Origin of the sequence: Leucobacter sp. wl10 (assembly GCF_003569785.1) — a bacterium.
In the GTDB taxonomy this organism is placed as follows: Bacteria; Actinomycetota; Actinomycetes; order Actinomycetales; family Microbacteriaceae; genus Leucobacter.
This window is the reverse complement of record NZ_KZ983987.1, coordinates 251,046-266,043: the sequence shown is the minus strand read 5'-3', so window position 1 is coordinate 266,043 and position 14,998 is coordinate 251,046. Positions and strand designations below refer to the sequence as shown.

Below are 14,998 nucleotides of genomic sequence, written 5' to 3'. Positions count from 1 at the left end.
CCCGGATGCTCGCTGAACACAGAAACGCTACCATCCCGGCGCGGGACTCCATGCGCAGCACGGGAGAGGCGTCGTCAACGACGAGTGACGGAGGTTGCTTGAGTGACACCCGAGGGGTTGCCGCACTCAGCGAGCTCCTCGCTTCCCACCGAGATGCCGCCACCGGTGATCGACACCGTGTCTCCCAGCGCGAAACCGTCTTCTGCAAGAAGGATCTCGCCGGTGGCGCCGAAGCCCTTGAACGAGAAGGACGAGAAGGCGAGCGGACTGATGCCTTCTCCGGTTTCGAGAGCTATGCACCCTTCGTCGTCCACGGAGAGTGCTCCTTCGAACACGGCCTGAAGCGCTGGAAGGGATTCGGGATCGAACGTGATCGCTTTCATCCCCCCTCCGGGCTGAGACACCACGGTCAGCCTCTCCGCAGGCTCAGTCTCTGCGGGAGGCGTCGACGGCGCGGCGGTTTCGGGCTCGCTCGCGGAGTCGTCGGTGGCCGTGCAACTCGTCAATCCCGTTATGAGAGCGGGAACGACGAACGGGACCAGGAACGCCTTCCTGTTCATGGTCGCCCCCTTTCGGTGATGCGGGTTCTCCGGATGCGTAGACCGAGGCGCGATGTTCGATTCGGAAAAGCTAAGCAAGACCGGATCGACCCGCTCTCACCCCGCCTCGAGTGATCATCTAGCCCGTCATGATCGTCGCCTGCATTGTCGCACTAATCGGCGTAACCGGCATGAAGAGGCAGTTATAGATGATCGTTCCCGTTTGGTCGGTGTACGCGCCGTAATGCTGGCCATATGCAATGACATTTCCCGCAGTGTTGGTGGCGAGCCAGGGACCACCTGAATCACCGCCTCGGCAGAACCGCCCGTTCGTGACGGTCAACGGTCCGACGCCGCCTATGTAGTCCCCGTTGTAGAGGATCGTCGCCGTGTTGAGCCCAGACCGCGCAGCTGACAATGCGACAGCCCCGCCCACCGGCGGCGTTGCGACATTGCCGACTACGGTTCGGAGAGTATTCGTGGTGGTGCCTCCGACGAACACGTTCGGAGAGAACTGATTTGCCGTTCCGTAGCTTCGCATCAGGAAGACGTCCCTCGCGGTGCCGACGTACCAGCGTTGCCCTACGGGGTTGCCGTGGTTGTAACGCCACGTTTGGGTTGCAGGTCTGCAGCAGTGCTCGGCCGTGCTGCCCATACGCTCACCGTCCGCCCGGCGCGACCAGTTGAAACCGGCTGTACAGTCCGGCACGCCAAGCGTGGAAGTGTTTCTCAGCGCGATTCCACCGCTCCAGGGTGCCCAATCCCAGTCACGACTTTGCGGTTGGGCGGAAAGCCGGTTTCGTATTCAACGGGGTATCCATCGACGCTCGGCGCTTGGGCCGGCGCTGGGGCCTCCTGACCGGGAACGACGACAATCAGCACACCCCGTTCTACATCGGCGCGCACCCCGCTGATACTCGAAGCTCCGAGCAACTTGAGATCCTCTTCGGAACCCAGCGACAACCGCTGAGCGATGTCGTGCATGCGGTTCGGATCGGACTCGGTGGGAACGGCCCTGATCTCGAGGGGCGCAGTCTTGTTCACGGTGTCGATGACCCGCAAGGCTTCAGCAGCTCGTGCATCGCCGGAAAAGTACACGAGTTCCAGCGCTCCGTCTTCGGCGATTCTGGAATCAGCGATCAAGGACGAGAACTCAGACCTCGCTCCGAGGACGCCGGCTTCTTCGAGCTGTCTCGACGCCTCGAAGAGGTCGTCGTTGACTGTAGGGGCCAGAACTGTATCCACGTCTTCCCCGTCGTCGTTACTGATGCCGGGTGCGGCAACGGCAACGGTCGGCAGCAAAACCAGTGAAGCCACGGCAACGAGTGTGGCGGCGACCAACGAACCTCGCGCTCTCTTTTGTTTCACTTCATACTCCCTTTGTCAAGAACGGCTTTTCGCACCTGGATTATGAGTACCCCAACTGGGCGATGTCGATGAGCTAGCGGGCCCCACGTATTCTGCCCGCGAAAGAGCTGCGGCGTCTAGCACGAAGATGCGGTGACGAGATGGCAGAGCAGTATGGCTGCAGTGGGTAGGCACTCCACTGCAGCGGAAAACTGTCGATAGCGTTCGTCGGGCCCCGCGCAACGATCCGTGCTGGAAAGAGATGGTGAAGCAGCACCATCCCTCGTCGTAGATCACCGGCGATCAGGGGGCGGTCATCGAGCCTCCGCTGCCCGCGCCGGAGGACAACAGAGAGAAGGGCGGGTAACGCATCGCGGTGGTTCTCGCGCTTACGCCGGTCGGCCCGCGGGCCGGCCCTGACCGTTCCCAAGCCCCCTACGCGTCAAGTACCTGTTGATTGATACCACCGGCCAACTGGGTTGGTGATACTCGTGGGCGCCTCGACTTCGGCTCGAGCACCGAGACCAGCCCCTCTGCTAGCGCGCGTGAGCGGAACAGGTAGAACGTCGTGCGATGCCGCGCCCTGGGCAGAGGGTCTTTTCGCGCCCGTCGCACGCTGATGCGCCCCGGCGATCGCGAATTCTACGGGCGCCTCCCCGTCTGCCGCGACCCGAACGCATCGGACGGATCACGCGTGCGATCCCGCATCGATACCGAGGCATGATCCCTCGACCGCCCGAGGTGCACTTGCGAACGGAGGCCGTTGTCAGCCCGTGCGACGGGCAGAGGTATCGAGGATCAACGGCCATCGATCCTCAGAGAAGAGTCGAAATCGAGACGCACCTCCACCATGCCGACTCCGGCAGAATCACGTACTAGGACACATCTGGAACCGCGGAACCGGCGGGTCAGTTCACGGCGAGCAGGTCGATGACGAAGATGAGCGTCTTGCCCGAGAGCGGATGGCCCCCGGAGGTGCCGTAGGCCTGCGCGGGCGGCACGACGAGCTTGCGACGGCCGCCGACCCGCATGCCGGGAATGCCGGTCTGCCAGCCCTGGATCAGCGCACGCAGCGGGAAGTTGATCGATTCGCCGCGACCCCAGGACGAGTCGAACTCTTCGCCCGAATCGTACTCGACACCGAGGTAATGCACGTCGACGGTCGAACTCGACAGCGCCTCCTCACCTCTGCCCTCCACGATGTCCACGATCTCCAGTTCGGCGGGAGCGGGACCCTCCGGAAACTCGATCTCCGGCTTGGTCTTCGGCGTTTCAGTCATGCGGCCATTCTTCCCGATCCCGAGAGCTCCACACCTCCGAGTTCGCCCAGAGGGAATCCGCGCCGAGCGTGTCCAGCGCATTCCGCACAAAGTTTGGGGCCCGACACGGGAGGGATCCCCCCGAAACGGACCTTCGACGACGGGTCGGATACCCTTGAGTGTGTGAGATTCGCGCACCTGGTCCTCTCCCCCGACTCCGCCCCGGAGCTGGTCGTCGTCGCTGACGGCCGCTACGCTCCCGTCAGCCGGCTCGGCGCCTCCTACGGCACGCTGCAGCAGCTCGTCGACGCGGGCCCCGAAGCCCTGGAGCGCGTGCGCGAGGCCGCGGACGAGCTGCCCGAGGACGCCTGGGCGCCCGTCGGCGATGCGGAGTACGCCCCCGCCGTCATCGGCGCTCCGATCGTGCTGGCCGTCGGCCTCAACTACGACGAGCACGCGAGCGAGCTCAGCCTCGACAACGATTCGGGTCCGGTGCTGTTCTCGCTGTTCCCCAACTCGCTCGGGGCGCACGAGGGCGAGGTGCCGCTGACGGCCGAGATCAGCGAGGAGGTCGACTACGAGGGCGAGCTCGGTGTGATCATCGGCAAGCCGGCCAAGAACGTCTCCGCCGAGGAGGCCCTCGACTACGTCTTCGGATACACCGTGATCAACGACGTGACGGCCCGCAACATCCAGTTCCTGGAACCGCAGTGGTCGCGCTGCAAGTCCTTCGACGGCTTCACGCCCATCGGCCCCGTCGTCGTCACGGCCGACCAGATCCCCGACCCGCAGGCGCTCGCCATCACCACCGACGTCGACGGGCTGCGCGTGCAGGACTCGACCACGGGATTCATGATCCGCACGGTCGCGCAGCTGATCGCATCGATCTCGCAGTCGCTCACCCTGCTGCCCGGCACCGTGATCTCCACGGGATCGCCCGGCGGCGCGGGCCGCTCGCGCAAGCCGCCGCTCTACCTCTTCCCCGGCACCGAGGTGACCGTGACGATCGAGGGCATCGGCGCGCTCACGTCGCACTGCGTCGAGGCGTAGCGCACGCGAAGGGCGTCGGGTCGAGCTACTCCTGTGCGGCTCCGGGCTCTTCGCCGTCTTCGAGCCTCTCGGGAGCGCTGCGGTCGACGATCTTGATCGCGCCGTCCCGGCGAGCGTGGCCCGCGTATCCCTTCGCCGGGCTCATAGCCCGCGCGATCGGCGCGCCGGGAACAGCATCACGGGTTTCTTCTCGCTCCATCCGTTCGAGTCGTCGGGAGCACTCGATCCGTCCGGCTCACTCGGCGATGTCGGCGCCATGCATCGCGCGCTCCCGGAGCACGTCGACCGAGAACTCCACGAGGTAGTCGTTGAGAGCCCAGGACGCCTGCTGCGCCGCCTGCATGTCGCGCCGCAGCACGGCCTCGAGCGCGCGCAGGTGATGCTGCTTGCCACGATGCATCTCCGACGACCCGTCTGCCAGGTGAGTGAGCCAGAATCGCCGCGACAGCCCCTGCAGCGGGGCCATCGAGACACTCAGGTAGTCGTTGTGGGCGGCCTCGACGATCGCGTTCTGGGTGGCGCGGAGGGCGGAGCGGTACGGGCCGATCTGCTCGGCCTCGCTCAGCACGCGGGTGAGCTGCGCAAGCTCCTCGAGCTCGACCACCGTGGCCCGCTTGCAGGCGAGCGAGTACGCGAGCGCCTCGATGGGGCGCCGGAGCTCGAGCCGTTGCAGCTGCGCATCGACCGAGTTCGGGGCGATCTGGATCCCCCGCCCCGGCACGATGTCGATCATGCGTTCGAGATTGAGCCGCTGCAGCGCCTCCCGCAGAGGCGTCCGTCCGAGATCCAGACGCTCGATCAGCGAGCTCTCCGAGAGGAAATCGCCCGGGGCGAGCACTCCCTCCTCGATCAGATCGAGCAGGAGCTCGTACGCCTCTTCAGCCTTCGTCGCCATGGCCACCTCCGCGCCGATTCTATGCGAGCATTGCATATATGGTCAATATATTTATAATATATCGATACGCATAGATGATGCGTGACACTCTCGAGGAGGAGAAGCATGAAGTACCGCCCAGGACTCGAACCCAACCCCCTGCCGTACGGGGTATTCAAGAGCTCCACCGTTCCGCGCCCGATCGGATGGCTCTCGAGCATCAGCGATCAGGGCGTGGAGAACATCGCGCCCTACAGCCAGTGGCAGAACCTGACCTTCGACACCCCGATGGTCATGTTCTCCGCGAACCGCTACCCCGACGGCCGGCGCAAGGACACGGTGGTCAATGCCGAGAGCACGGGGTGGTTCGTCTACAACATGGCGACCTACGCTCTGCGCAACGAGGTCAACGTGAGCGCGATGGCGCTGAGGCCCGACGAGAGCGAGTTCGATGCGCTCGACGTGACGAAGGTGCTCGCCGAAAGCCACCCGGTCCCGATGGTCGCCGAGAGCCCGATCAAGTTCGAGTGCCGGTATCACTCCACCACCACGATTCCCGGCCGCTCGAACGTCGGGACCATCGACGTCGTGTTCGCCGAAGTGGCCGTGATTCACGTCGACGACGAGGTGATCACCGACGACGGCAGGATCGACATCCTCAGCATCAGCCCGATCGCCCGCATGGGGTACTTCGACTACACCGTCGTGCGCGAACTCTTCGAGATGCGCGTGCCCGGCTCGGATCGCGACGCGCAGCTCGGCCTCGAAGGGCAGGCCGGGTGATGTCCGCCGGCGCTTCGAACACCGCCAGCGCATCGGCCTCTCCCACCGCGCAGCGGGGCCGCGTGCGCGATCTCATCGCGGTGAACTTCGGGAACACCCTCGAGTGGTACGACTGGACGATCTACTCGATCTTCGCCCACCACTTCGCGGTGCGGTTCTTCTCCGCCGATGACCCGGCCTCCGCACTGCTCTCCGCGTTCGCGGTCTTCGCGGTCGGATTCATTACCCGCCCGCTCGGCGGAATCGTCTTCGGACGATACGCCGACCGGGCCGGCCGGCGCACCGCGCTGGCCGTGGCGATGATGCTCACCGCGGGCGGCAGCCTCCTCATCGCGGTCTCGCCCGACTACGGACAGGTCGGCGTGTTCGCCTCGATCATCCTCGTCTTCGCCCGTCTCGTGCAGGGCCTCGCGCACGGCGGTGAGATGGGCACCTCGGTGACGTACCTGGTCGAGCGCGCACCGACCCATCGCCGCGCACTGTGGGGCAGCTCCTCGTGGGTGAGCGTGGTGCTCGGCACCATGCTCGCGACCATCACCGGGCTGGGCCTCAACCTGCTCCTCGGCGCCGAGGGCACGGCGGAGTGGGGTTGGCGCATCGCGTTCGCCGTCGGCGGCGTCCTGGGACTGTACGCGCTCTACCTGCGACGACGCCTTCCCGAGACCGAGGCGTTCACGCACTCCCCCGAGGACGCGGACTCGCCTCGGGAACGCGCGGACGGACCGCGGGCGGCCGCGTCGCGGTCCGGCGGCATCTGGCGGTACTGGCGTTCCATCCTCGTGGTGTTCGGCCTGTCGGCCGGCGGTTCGATCATGTTCTACACCTGGCTGATCTACATGCCGACGTTCGCGCAGATCGGCCTGGGGCAGAGCGAATCGAGCGCCCTCACCGCGAGCCTCATCGCGCAGGCGGTGTTCCTCGGGCTCGTGCTCGTGAGCGGATGGCTGGGAGACCGGATCGGCCGCAAGCCGCTCGTGATCGCCTTCGGCGTCATCGCCGTCATCGCGACCGTGCCGCTGTTCATGCTGGTCGATGGCACGTTCGGGCGCCTGCTCACCGCGATGCTGCTGGCGCTCGGCGCGCTCTCACTGCTCTTCGGCGTCAACGGCGCGGTGTGGGCCGAGGTCTTCCCCACCCGGTATCGCGCCACCGGCGTCGCGGCTCCCCTGTCGCTCGCGACCGCACTGTTCGGCGGCACAGCCCCGTACGTGAACCAGCTCCTCGTGCAGGCCGGGCACGGCGGCTGGTTCCCCTGGTACCTGTCGGGCGTCGCCGCGATCACGCTCCTCACGGGCCTGTTGATGGCCGAGACGAAACACCTCTCGCTCACACGGACGGAGTAGCCGAGCACCGGGAACGGCTCCGGCCCCGGCTCAGCGTTTCGGCGCGGGGTCGGGGCCGCTGCGCATTCCCTCGAGCGCTGATGCACCGGGGGCTGCGCGATGCACGCGATCGAGTCGGTCACCACGGGATCCCGGGCACGCGGTCTCGGCCGAGGGGCGCATTCCCGACGAGGCCACGGCCCGGAGACGGAGCCTTCTCCCGGCCAGGCGGTCACGAGCCTCCCGACCGGGTGCACCTAGCCGACGGGCGGGTGCACCTCCTCGCCGTCCTCGAGCTTCTCGGGGGCGCTGCCCTCGATGATGTCGATGGCTCCCGTCTCCGGGGCGAGGCCGGCCAGCTTCGAGGGCTGCAGGATGTCGTCGAGCTGCGCCTGGTCGAGCAGGCCGCGCGAGACCACGAGCTCGGAGACCCGCTCGTTCGTCGCGAGCGCCTCCTTGGCGAGCTTCGCCGCGGCGGCGTAGCCGATCACCGGGGCGAGCGCCGTGATCACCGTCACCGAGCGCGACACCGTATCGGCGAGGCGGTCCTCGTTCGCGGTGATGCCGTCGACGCAGTTGACGCGCAGCGTCTGGCACGCGCGATCGAGCCACGTGATCGACTGGAACAGGGAGTGCGCGATGATCGGCTCGAACGCGTTGAGCTGCAGCTGCCCCGCCTCGACCGCCATCGACACCGTCACGTCGGCGCCCGCGACCGAGTACGCCACCTGCGACACGGCCTCGGGGATCACGGGATTGACCTTGCCCGGCATGATCGAGGATCCCGCCTGGCGCGCCGGGAGATTGATCTCGCCGAGGCCCGCCTGCGGACCCGAGGAGAGCAGGCGCAGGTCGTTCGAGATCTTCGAGAGCTTGAGCGCGCTGCGCTTGAGCGCCCCGGAGAACGTGATGAAGACGCCCGTGTCGCTCGTCGACTCGACCAGGTCGCCCGCGGTCACGAGCTCGAGGCCCGTGATGTCGCGCAGATGCCGGATCACGGCCTCCTTGTAGCCGCGCGGCGCGTTGATCCCGGTGCCGATGGCCGTGGCTCCCATGTTGACCTCGCCCAGCAGCGTCACCGCCTCGCGCAGCCGCTCGATGTCCTCGCGCAGCGTCACGGCGAAGGCGTTGAACTCCTGGCCGAGGGTCATCGGCACCGCGTCCTGGAGCTGGGTGCGCCCCACCTTGATGATGTGCGAGAACTCGCGCCCCTTCGCCGTGAACGAGTCGGCGAGCAGCGCGAGCTCCCCGAGCAGGCTGCCCAGCGAGAACGCGAGGGCGATCTTGATCGCGGTCGGGTAGGTGTCGTTCGTCGACTGGCTGCGGTTGGTGTGGTCGTTGGGGTTGATGAAGGCGTAGTCGCCCTTCTCGTGCCCCGCGAGCTCGAGCGCCCGGTTGGTGATGACCTCGTTGGCGTTCATGTTGGTCGATGTGCCGGCACCGCCCTGCACGACGCCGACCACGAACTGGTCGTGCAGCATGCCGGTCTTGATCTCCTCGCACGCGCGGTCGATGAGCGTGGCGCGCTGCTCGTCGAGCGCCCCGATCTCGAGGTTGGCGCGGGCCGCGGCCTGCTTCACGCAGGCGAAGGCGCGGATGAAGTCGGGGTACACGGAGATGGGCCGGCGCGCGATCGGGAAGTTCTCGTGGGCGCGCGCCGTGTGCACCCCCCAGTACGCCGACGCGGGGATCTCGACGCTGCCGATCGAATCGGTCTCGGTGCGGGTCTGCGCTGACAGGAAGTCACTCACCGGTTATCTGTGCTCCAGGCTCGGGGGATCGCGGCTCCCGCCGCACAACGAGACCCAGCCTACTCGCGTTCGCGCGGCGATCCGCGGCCTTTCGGCGTCGTTCCGAAGAATCTTCCGAAACGGCGCCGCTGAGGGGTTCAGCGCAGCACGACCGTGCGACCGCCGTTGAGGAAGACCCGGCCCTCGCAGTGCCACCGGACCGCGTTCGAGAGCGCCTTGCACTCGGCGTCGCGGCCGGCCGCGGCCAGCTCGGCCGGGCCGAAGGAGTGGTCGACCTCGACGACCTGCTGGGCGATGATCGGGCCCTCGTCGAGCTCGCTGTTGACGTAGTGCGCGGTCGCCCCAACCGTCTTCACCCCGCGCTCGAAGGCCTGGTGGTAGGGTTTCGCACCCTTGAAGGACGGCAGGAACGAGTGGTGGATGTTGATGGCGCGCCCCGTCAGCTCGCGCGCGAGGTCGTCCGAGAGCACCTGCATGTACCGTGCCAGCACGACGAGATCGACCTCGAAGCGTTCCACCAGCTCGAGCAGCTGCCGCTCCGCCTCGGGCTTGGTCTCGGCCGTCACGGGGACCCGGAAGAAGGGGATGCGGTGCCACTCGACCAGCTGCCTGTGGTCGGGGTGGTTCGACACCACCGCCGCGATCTCGATCGGCAGCTCGCCGATGCGGGAGCGGAACAGCAGGTCGTTGAGGCAGTGCTCGAACCTCGAGACCATCACGAGCACGCGGCGCTGCTCGCCCTTGCGCTGCAGCCGCCAGGTGGCCTCGAGCTGGGCGGCGAGGGTCTCGAGGTCGTCGTGCAGCCGCTCCGCCTCCGCGTCCCCGCCCGGATCGAGCACGAACTCGATGCGCAGGAAGATCCTGCGGCTGTGCTCGTCGTCGAACTGCTTGAGCTCCCTGATGTCGCCCGAGCGCTCGAGCAGCGCTCCCGTGATGGCGTGCACGATGCCGGGCCGCTCGCCGCACTCCCAGGTGAGGATGTACCGGTTCATGTTCGCTCTCCCATCGGTGTCGAGGTGCGTTCAGCACTCGATGACGTTGACGGCGAGGCCCCCGCGCGAGGTCTCCTTGTACTTCGTCTTCATGTCGAGGCCCGTCTGGCGCATCGTGGCGATCGCCTGATCCAGGGTCACGCGGTGCGAGCCGTCGCCGGCCAGTGCGAGGCGCGCGGCGTTGATCGCTTTCACCGAGGCGATCGCGTTCCGCTCGATGCAGGGCACCTGCACGAGGCCGCCCACCGGGTCGCACGTGAGTCCCAGATTGTGCTCGAGGCCGATCTCCGCCGCATTCTCGACCTGATCGGGCGTTCCGCCCAGCACCGCGCAGAGGCCCGCCGCCGCCATCGAACAGGCCGATCCCACCTCCGCCTGGCATCCCAGCTCGGCGCCCGAGATCGAGGCGTTGCGCTTCATGAGCGATCCGATCGCCCCCGCCGTCAGCAGGAACTCGACCACTCGCGCGTCGGTGGCCCTGCCGTCGTCGATGAACCGGGTGTAGTAGTGCAGCACCGCGGGGATGATGCCCGCCGCACCGTTGGTGGGGGCCGTGACCACGCGCCCGCCCGACGCGTTCTCCTCGTTGACGGCGAGCGCGTAGAGGTTCACCCAGTCCATGGCGAGCAGTCCGCCCGCATCGACGCCGGCGCGCGACTGCTCCTCCGCGTCGTCGAACGGCAGCGTATCGTGCGCGCCGTCGGGCCGCGAAGGCTTGCCGAGCTCCTCCGCCGTGACCACGAATCCGCCGCCCACGGAGTAGTAGTCGCGCGAGTGCAGCCGCCCGCCGGCGCGATCGTAGGCGGTCAGCGTCATCCCGTTGGGGTGCCCCGGCAGCGTCTTCCGCCCCTGGAGCCTGATGTCGGTGTCGAAGTCGAAGCGGACGGGACGGGTGCCGCTCAGCCGCAACTCCCCGTCCCTCCGGATCGCGGCGATGATTCCGGGCGCGGCGTCGGGATCGACGGTCTCGGGATCGAAGCCGCTCAGCCCCACGAGCACCGCGACGTCGGAGCCGTGGCCGATGCCCGTCGCGCCGAGGGAGCCGAACAGGCCCGCCTCGACGCGGCCGACCGCCTCCAGCGGACCGAGCCGCTCGAGCTCGGCGGTGAACCTCCTCGCCGCCCGCATCGGCCCCACCGTGTGCGATGAGGAGGGTCCGATGCCGATGGAGAAGAGGTCGAGCACGCTGAGCGTCATCAGCCCGCCTCGGTCCCCGCACCCGGTGCGGCCGCGGTGAACTCGGTCATCGCATCGATGAGCCAGCGCACCGTGTGGTCGGCGAACGACGCCCGCGGATAGAGGCGGAAGCTCTGCGCGCCGGAGCGGTGCAGGATGAGCGGCACCTGGGCGAGCTGCGTGGCGATGGCGGCCCCCGCGGCGAAGGCGCGCGGGTGCAGGTCGGCGCGGCAGCCTTTCTCGAGCACCTCCCGTACCCGGGATCCCGTGAGCTCCAGGATCGTGCGGTTGGCCGAGAGATCGACCGCCTGCCCCGGCAACCCGTCGAGCGCCGCCTCCGCCCCGGCGGCGTCGCCCGCACGCTGGCGCCGGGAGACGTCGACGGCGAGAAACTCGTCAGGACTCAGCCAGATGACGTGCAGCGCATCGGCGTCGCCCGTCACCTCGCCCGCCTTGCCCGGCAGGGGGGCGCCGAGCGCGGCCTCGAGGGCCTGCGCCGATGGACTCCCCTGCACGGCGCGCAGCCCCAGCTGCACGGCGAACGGGATCTCGCGGAGCGCGACCGACTCCGGATCCTCGCCCGAGGCGACGCCCATCGCGTAGGCGAGGTGCGCCGCGGGCGACACCCGCAGCCGGTCCAGGTCGGCGGCGCCTTCGACCGCGGTGTGCTCAGCCATCGCGACGGCTCCCTTCGGGATCGTAGAAAACGGGGGACGTGATCTCGACGTCGACGAGCCGGCCGCCGAGCGGCGCCTGGACGATCTCCCCCACGCGGTTGCGTCCGTTCTCGACGAGCGCCAGGCCGAAGGGCCTTCCGAGCGCCGCCGATCGGTAGGAGGAGGTGATATGCCCGATCATGGGAACCGGGGCGGCCTCCGGGGTGATCGACGTGCCGGCCGCGACGAGCTGGGTGCCCTCGGGCAGCAGCGTGGACCCGTCGGCCGGGAGCACCCCGACGAGGTGCTTGCGGTCGGGGCGCGAGGTGTCGATCCGGCTGAAGGAGCGCTTGCCGACGAAGTCCTTGAGCTTCGACACGATCCACCCCATGCCCGCGTCCTGGGGCGTCACGGTACCGTCGGTGTCCTGCCCCACGATGATGAAGCCCTTCTCCGCGCGCAGCACGTGCATGGTCTCCGTGCCGTACGGCGTGATGCCGAACTCGGCTCCGGCCTCGGCCACCGCCTCCCACACGGCCAGGCCGTAGAACGCCTGCACGTTGATCTCGAAGGCCAGCTCGCCCGAGAACGAGATGCGGCAGATGCGGGCGGGGATGCCGTTCGAGAGGGCGGTCTCGCGGTAGGTCATGAATGGGAACGCCTCGTTCGAGACGTCGAGCTCCGGCGCGAGTGCGGCGACGACGTCGCGCGACCTCGGGCCGACGACGGCCACCGTCGACCACTCCTCGGTGACCGAGGTGAAGACGACGTCGAGCTCGGGCCACTCCGTCTGATGCCACTCCTCGACCCACTCGAGCACGCGCGCCGCGCCGCCCGTCGTGGTGGTCATGAAGTAGCGGTCGTCGGCGAGCCGGAGCGTGACGCCGTCGTCGAAGATCATGCCGTCCGGCTTGCACATCACGCCGTACCGCGCGCTGCCGACCGCCAGCTTGGCGAAGCCGTTCGTGTAGATGCGGTTGAGGAACTCGCCCGCGTCGGCGCCGCGCACCTCGATCTTGCCCAGCGTAGAGGCGTCCTGGAACCCCACCGATTCGCGCACCGCGCGGCACTCGCGCAGCACTGCCGCCTCCATGTCCTCGCCCTTCTGCGGGTAGTACCAGGGGCGCTTCCACTGCCCCACGTCCTCGAAGAGGGCGCCGTGGGCCACGTGCCACGGATGCATCGAGGTGAGCCGGGCGGGGTCGAAGAGCTCGCCGCGCCGGCGCCCCGCGAGCGCCGAGAAGGCGACGGGGGTGTAGGGAGCGCGGTGCGAGGTGCTGCCGAATGCCGACAGGTCGGGCTGCTTCAGCGCCGCCGCGATCACGCCGATCGCGTTCGTGCCGCTCGTCTTGCCCTGGTCGTTCGCCGTCGAGATGGAGGTGTAGCGCTTGACGTGCTCGATGCTCCGCATTCCCGCTCCGGTGGCCCGGAACACGTCGGCGACGCTCTGGTCGCGCTGCAGGTCGACGAAGTGGGTCAGCCACTCCCCCGGCGCGCCGACCTGGCCCGGGACCAGCCACAGGGGTCGCACCTCGTCGACGGCATAGGCGTCGTCCGCGCTCTCCGGCACCATGAGCGGTGCGGGAAAGCCGGCCTGCTGCGCGACGGCGTGCCCCGCGTTGGCGCCCTGCGCGAGGGCGGTGCCGAGTGCGTACTCGCCGGTGGCGGCGCCCACGATCGCCTGCCGTTCGACCGGCGCCGCCGGCACGAAGCCCGCGATGCGGTCGTTCCAGGAGACGCGCCCCTGGCGCTGAGTGTGCAGCTGCACGACCGGGGTGAACCCGCCCGAGACGGCGAGCAGATCGGCCTCGACGGTCTCGGGCGCTCCGGTCGGCCCGCCGCCGTCGTCAAGGGCCGAGACGGTCACTGCGCTGACCCGGCCCGCGGCTCCGTCGCCCGCCGTGCTCGTCACCGCCGCGCCGAATATCCCGCGCGCCCCGGTCCGGGCGAGCGTGGCGCCGGCCTGCTCGGAGGCCTGCGGGCGGCGATCGACGACCACCGTCCCCTCGATGCCCGCGTCGTACAGGTCGTCGACGAGCGCGTAGGCCGCGTCGTTGGTGGTCGCCACGACCACGCGCGAGCCGGCGGCCACGCCGTAGCGGTTGAGGTAGGCGCGCACCGCGCCGGTGAGCAGGATGCCGGGGCGGTCGTTGTTCTCGAAGACGATGGGCCGCTCGTGCGCCCCGGTGGCGAGGATCACGCGGCCCGCGCGCACGTGCCATACGCGCTGGCGCGGCTGCCCGCGACGCGGGACACCGTCGACGGCATCCGCCAGCAGGGCGCCCGTGCGGTCCTCGACCGCTACCACGTAGTTGGCGTCGTAGCTGCCGATCGCGGTGGTGCGCGGCAGGTAGGTGAACTCCTCGGCGGCCGACAACCGCTCGACCGTCGCGGCCGCCCATGCGACGGCGTCGAGGCCGTCGACCTGCTCGCCGCGCGATCCCAGCAGGAATCCCCCGGGGGTTGACTGCTCGTCGACAAGGATCGTGCGCGCGCCGCCCTTCGCGGCTTCGCGCGCCGCCGCGAGCCCTGCGGGGCCGGCTCCGACGATCAGCACGTCGGCGTGCACGTGCCTGTGCTCGTACCGCGCCTCGTCGTCGGAGGGATCGAGCACGCCGAGTCCGCTGAGATACTCGGCCTCGAGCCCGTCGGTGATCTCGACGACCGTGGCGGGCAGCATCGACTCGTCGATGTCTCCGGCGAAGCGGCGCCTCACCGTGACGAGCGCGTTGGGCTCTTCGACGCCCGACGTGAAGACGCCTCGGGGCCTTCCGAGGTACATCGACGCGCCGCAGTGCGCGCGCCCCGACGCGAGCAGCGCGCTCGCGATGGTGTCGCCCGCGAAGCCGCGGTAGCTCTCGCCGTCGACGGTGAAGGCGATCTGCCGGGAGCGGTCGATACCGCGGCCGATCGCGCGATCGGGATCCAGACGTGCCGAGGTCATCGTGCGTCCCCTTCCTCGGAGATGGCGGGACGCGGCTCGCCCATGCGGTAGACGGCCGTGAACTCGTAGGTGACGGTGTCTCGAACGGCGTTGAACCACTTGCGGCACCCGACCGCGTGGTTCCAGCGCTCCGAGAAGAGCCCTCTGGGGTTGTCGCGGTAGAAGAGGTACTCGGCCCACTCCCGATCGCTGAGGGCGTGGGGATCCTGCGGATACGGCACGTGCGCCTGGCCGCCGTAGTGGAACTCGGTCTCGTCGCGCGGGCCGCAGTTGGGGCATTCGATGAGCAGCATGACGCTGATTCC

General features: G+C 68.5%; 14 protein-coding genes. 3 read left to right on the top strand and 11 right to left on the bottom strand.

Annotated elements, in window-relative coordinates:
- Positions 1-74: 74 nt before the first annotated feature.
- From D1J51_RS17770 to D1J51_RS01245, 4 genes are all read right to left on the bottom strand, one after another.
- On the bottom strand, positions 75-560 hold the full coding sequence (locus D1J51_RS17770) for a hypothetical protein (protein WP_162903601.1): 486 nt from the start codon (positions 558-560) through the stop codon (positions 75-77).
- Between the two features lie 118 nt (positions 561-678).
- A complete protein-coding gene (locus D1J51_RS17765) occupies positions 679-1,194 on the bottom strand; it encodes a chymotrypsin family serine protease (protein ID WP_162903600.1) in 516 nt (171 codons plus the stop codon).
- Positions 1,195-1,268: 74 nt separating this feature from the next.
- A complete protein-coding gene (locus tag D1J51_RS01250) occupies positions 1,269-1,856 on the bottom strand; it encodes a hypothetical protein (RefSeq protein ID WP_205547618.1) in 588 nt (195 codons plus the stop codon).
- 938 nt (positions 1,857-2,794) lie between these two features.
- Entirely contained in the window at positions 2,795-3,166 is a 372-nt protein-coding gene (locus D1J51_RS01245; protein WP_119073349.1) for an FKBP-type peptidyl-prolyl cis-trans isomerase, read from the bottom strand.
- A gap of 162 nt (positions 3,167-3,328) precedes the next feature.
- On the opposite strand from D1J51_RS01245, the gene D1J51_RS01240 reads away from it, so the two are divergent.
- The gene (locus D1J51_RS01240) at positions 3,329-4,195 is read left to right on the top strand and encodes a fumarylacetoacetate hydrolase family protein (RefSeq protein WP_119073348.1); all 867 of its coding nucleotides are present in this window, start codon (positions 3,329-3,331) and stop codon (positions 4,193-4,195) included.
- A 235-nt stretch (positions 4,196-4,430) separates the two neighbouring features.
- Here the strand turns inward: D1J51_RS01240 and D1J51_RS01235 are convergent, their stop codons facing one another.
- Positions 4,431-5,090, bottom strand: a complete 660-nt coding sequence (locus D1J51_RS01235; RefSeq protein ID WP_119073347.1) for a GntR family transcriptional regulator — start codon at positions 5,088-5,090, stop codon at positions 4,431-4,433.
- Between the two features lie 105 nt (positions 5,091-5,195).
- On the opposite strand from D1J51_RS01235, the gene D1J51_RS01230 reads away from it, so the two are divergent.
- Complete coding sequence (locus D1J51_RS01230) at positions 5,196-5,852, top strand: flavin reductase family protein (RefSeq protein WP_119073346.1); 657 nt, start codon at positions 5,196-5,198, stop codon at positions 5,850-5,852.
- On the top strand, positions 5,852-7,195 hold the full coding sequence (locus D1J51_RS01225) for an MFS transporter (protein WP_119073345.1): 1,344 nt from the start codon (positions 5,852-5,854) through the stop codon (positions 7,193-7,195). The genes D1J51_RS01230 and D1J51_RS01225 overlap by 1 nt, the downstream gene beginning before the upstream one ends.
- 236 nt (positions 7,196-7,431) lie before the next feature.
- Here D1J51_RS01225 and D1J51_RS01220 read toward each other — a convergent pair whose 3' ends face one another.
- From D1J51_RS01220 to D1J51_RS01195, 6 genes are all read right to left on the bottom strand, one after another.
- Complete coding sequence (locus D1J51_RS01220) at positions 7,432-8,925, bottom strand: aspartate ammonia-lyase (RefSeq protein WP_119073344.1); 1,494 nt, start codon at positions 8,923-8,925, stop codon at positions 7,432-7,434.
- A 137-nt stretch (positions 8,926-9,062) separates the two neighbouring features.
- A complete protein-coding gene (gene purU / locus D1J51_RS01215) occupies positions 9,063-9,917 on the bottom strand; it encodes a formyltetrahydrofolate deformylase (protein ID WP_119073343.1) in 855 nt (284 codons plus the stop codon).
- A 30-nt stretch (positions 9,918-9,947) separates the two neighbouring features.
- A complete protein-coding gene (locus D1J51_RS01210) occupies positions 9,948-11,114 on the bottom strand; it encodes an L-serine ammonia-lyase (protein WP_119073342.1) in 1,167 nt (388 codons plus the stop codon).
- Positions 11,114-11,770, bottom strand: a complete 657-nt coding sequence (locus D1J51_RS01205; protein ID WP_119073341.1) for a sarcosine oxidase subunit gamma — start codon at positions 11,768-11,770, stop codon at positions 11,114-11,116. Before D1J51_RS01205 ends, D1J51_RS01210 begins: the two co-directional genes overlap by 1 nt.
- Positions 11,763-14,693, bottom strand: coding sequence for a 2Fe-2S iron-sulfur cluster-binding protein (locus D1J51_RS01200; protein WP_119073340.1), 2,931 nt, complete (start codon positions 14,691-14,693; stop codon positions 11,763-11,765). Before D1J51_RS01200 ends, D1J51_RS01205 begins: the two co-directional genes overlap by 8 nt.
- On the bottom strand, positions 14,690-14,986 hold the full coding sequence (locus D1J51_RS01195) for a sarcosine oxidase subunit delta (RefSeq protein ID WP_119073339.1): 297 nt from the start codon (positions 14,984-14,986) through the stop codon (positions 14,690-14,692). Before D1J51_RS01195 ends, D1J51_RS01200 begins: the two co-directional genes overlap by 4 nt.
- Between the last annotated feature and the right edge of the window lie 12 nt (positions 14,987-14,998).

Coding starts and splice junctions, on each gene's coding strand:
- D1J51_RS17770 (WP_162903601.1), bottom strand. CDS start 560: ATGAACAGGAAGGCGTTCCTGGTCCCGTTCGTCGTTCCCGCTCTCATA.
- D1J51_RS17765 (WP_162903600.1), bottom strand. CDS start 1,194: ATGGGCAGCACGGCCGAGCACTGCTGCAGACCTGCAACCCAAACGTGG.
- D1J51_RS01245 (WP_119073349.1), bottom strand. CDS start 3,166: ATGACTGAAACGCCGAAGACCAAGCCGGAGATCGAGTTTCCGGAGGGT.
- D1J51_RS01235 (WP_119073347.1), bottom strand. CDS start 5,090: ATGGCGACGAAGGCTGAAGAGGCGTACGAGCTCCTGCTCGATCTGATC.
- D1J51_RS01230 (WP_119073346.1), top strand. CDS start 5,196: ATGAAGTACCGCCCAGGACTCGAACCCAACCCCCTGCCGTACGGGGTA.
- D1J51_RS01225 (WP_119073345.1), top strand. CDS start 5,852: ATGTCCGCCGGCGCTTCGAACACCGCCAGCGCATCGGCCTCTCCCACC.
- purU (WP_119073343.1), bottom strand. CDS start 9,917: ATGAACCGGTACATCCTCACCTGGGAGTGCGGCGAGCGGCCCGGCATC.
- D1J51_RS01210 (WP_119073342.1), bottom strand. CDS start 11,114: ATGACGCTCAGCGTGCTCGACCTCTTCTCCATCGGCATCGGACCCTCC.
- D1J51_RS01205 (WP_119073341.1), bottom strand. CDS start 11,770: ATGGCTGAGCACACCGCGGTCGAAGGCGCCGCCGACCTGGACCGGCTG.
- D1J51_RS01200 (WP_119073340.1), bottom strand. CDS start 14,693: ATGACCTCGGCACGTCTGGATCCCGATCGCGCGATCGGCCGCGGTATC.
- D1J51_RS01195 (WP_119073339.1), bottom strand. CDS start 14,986: ATGCTGCTCATCGAATGCCCCAACTGCGGCCCGCGCGACGAGACCGAG.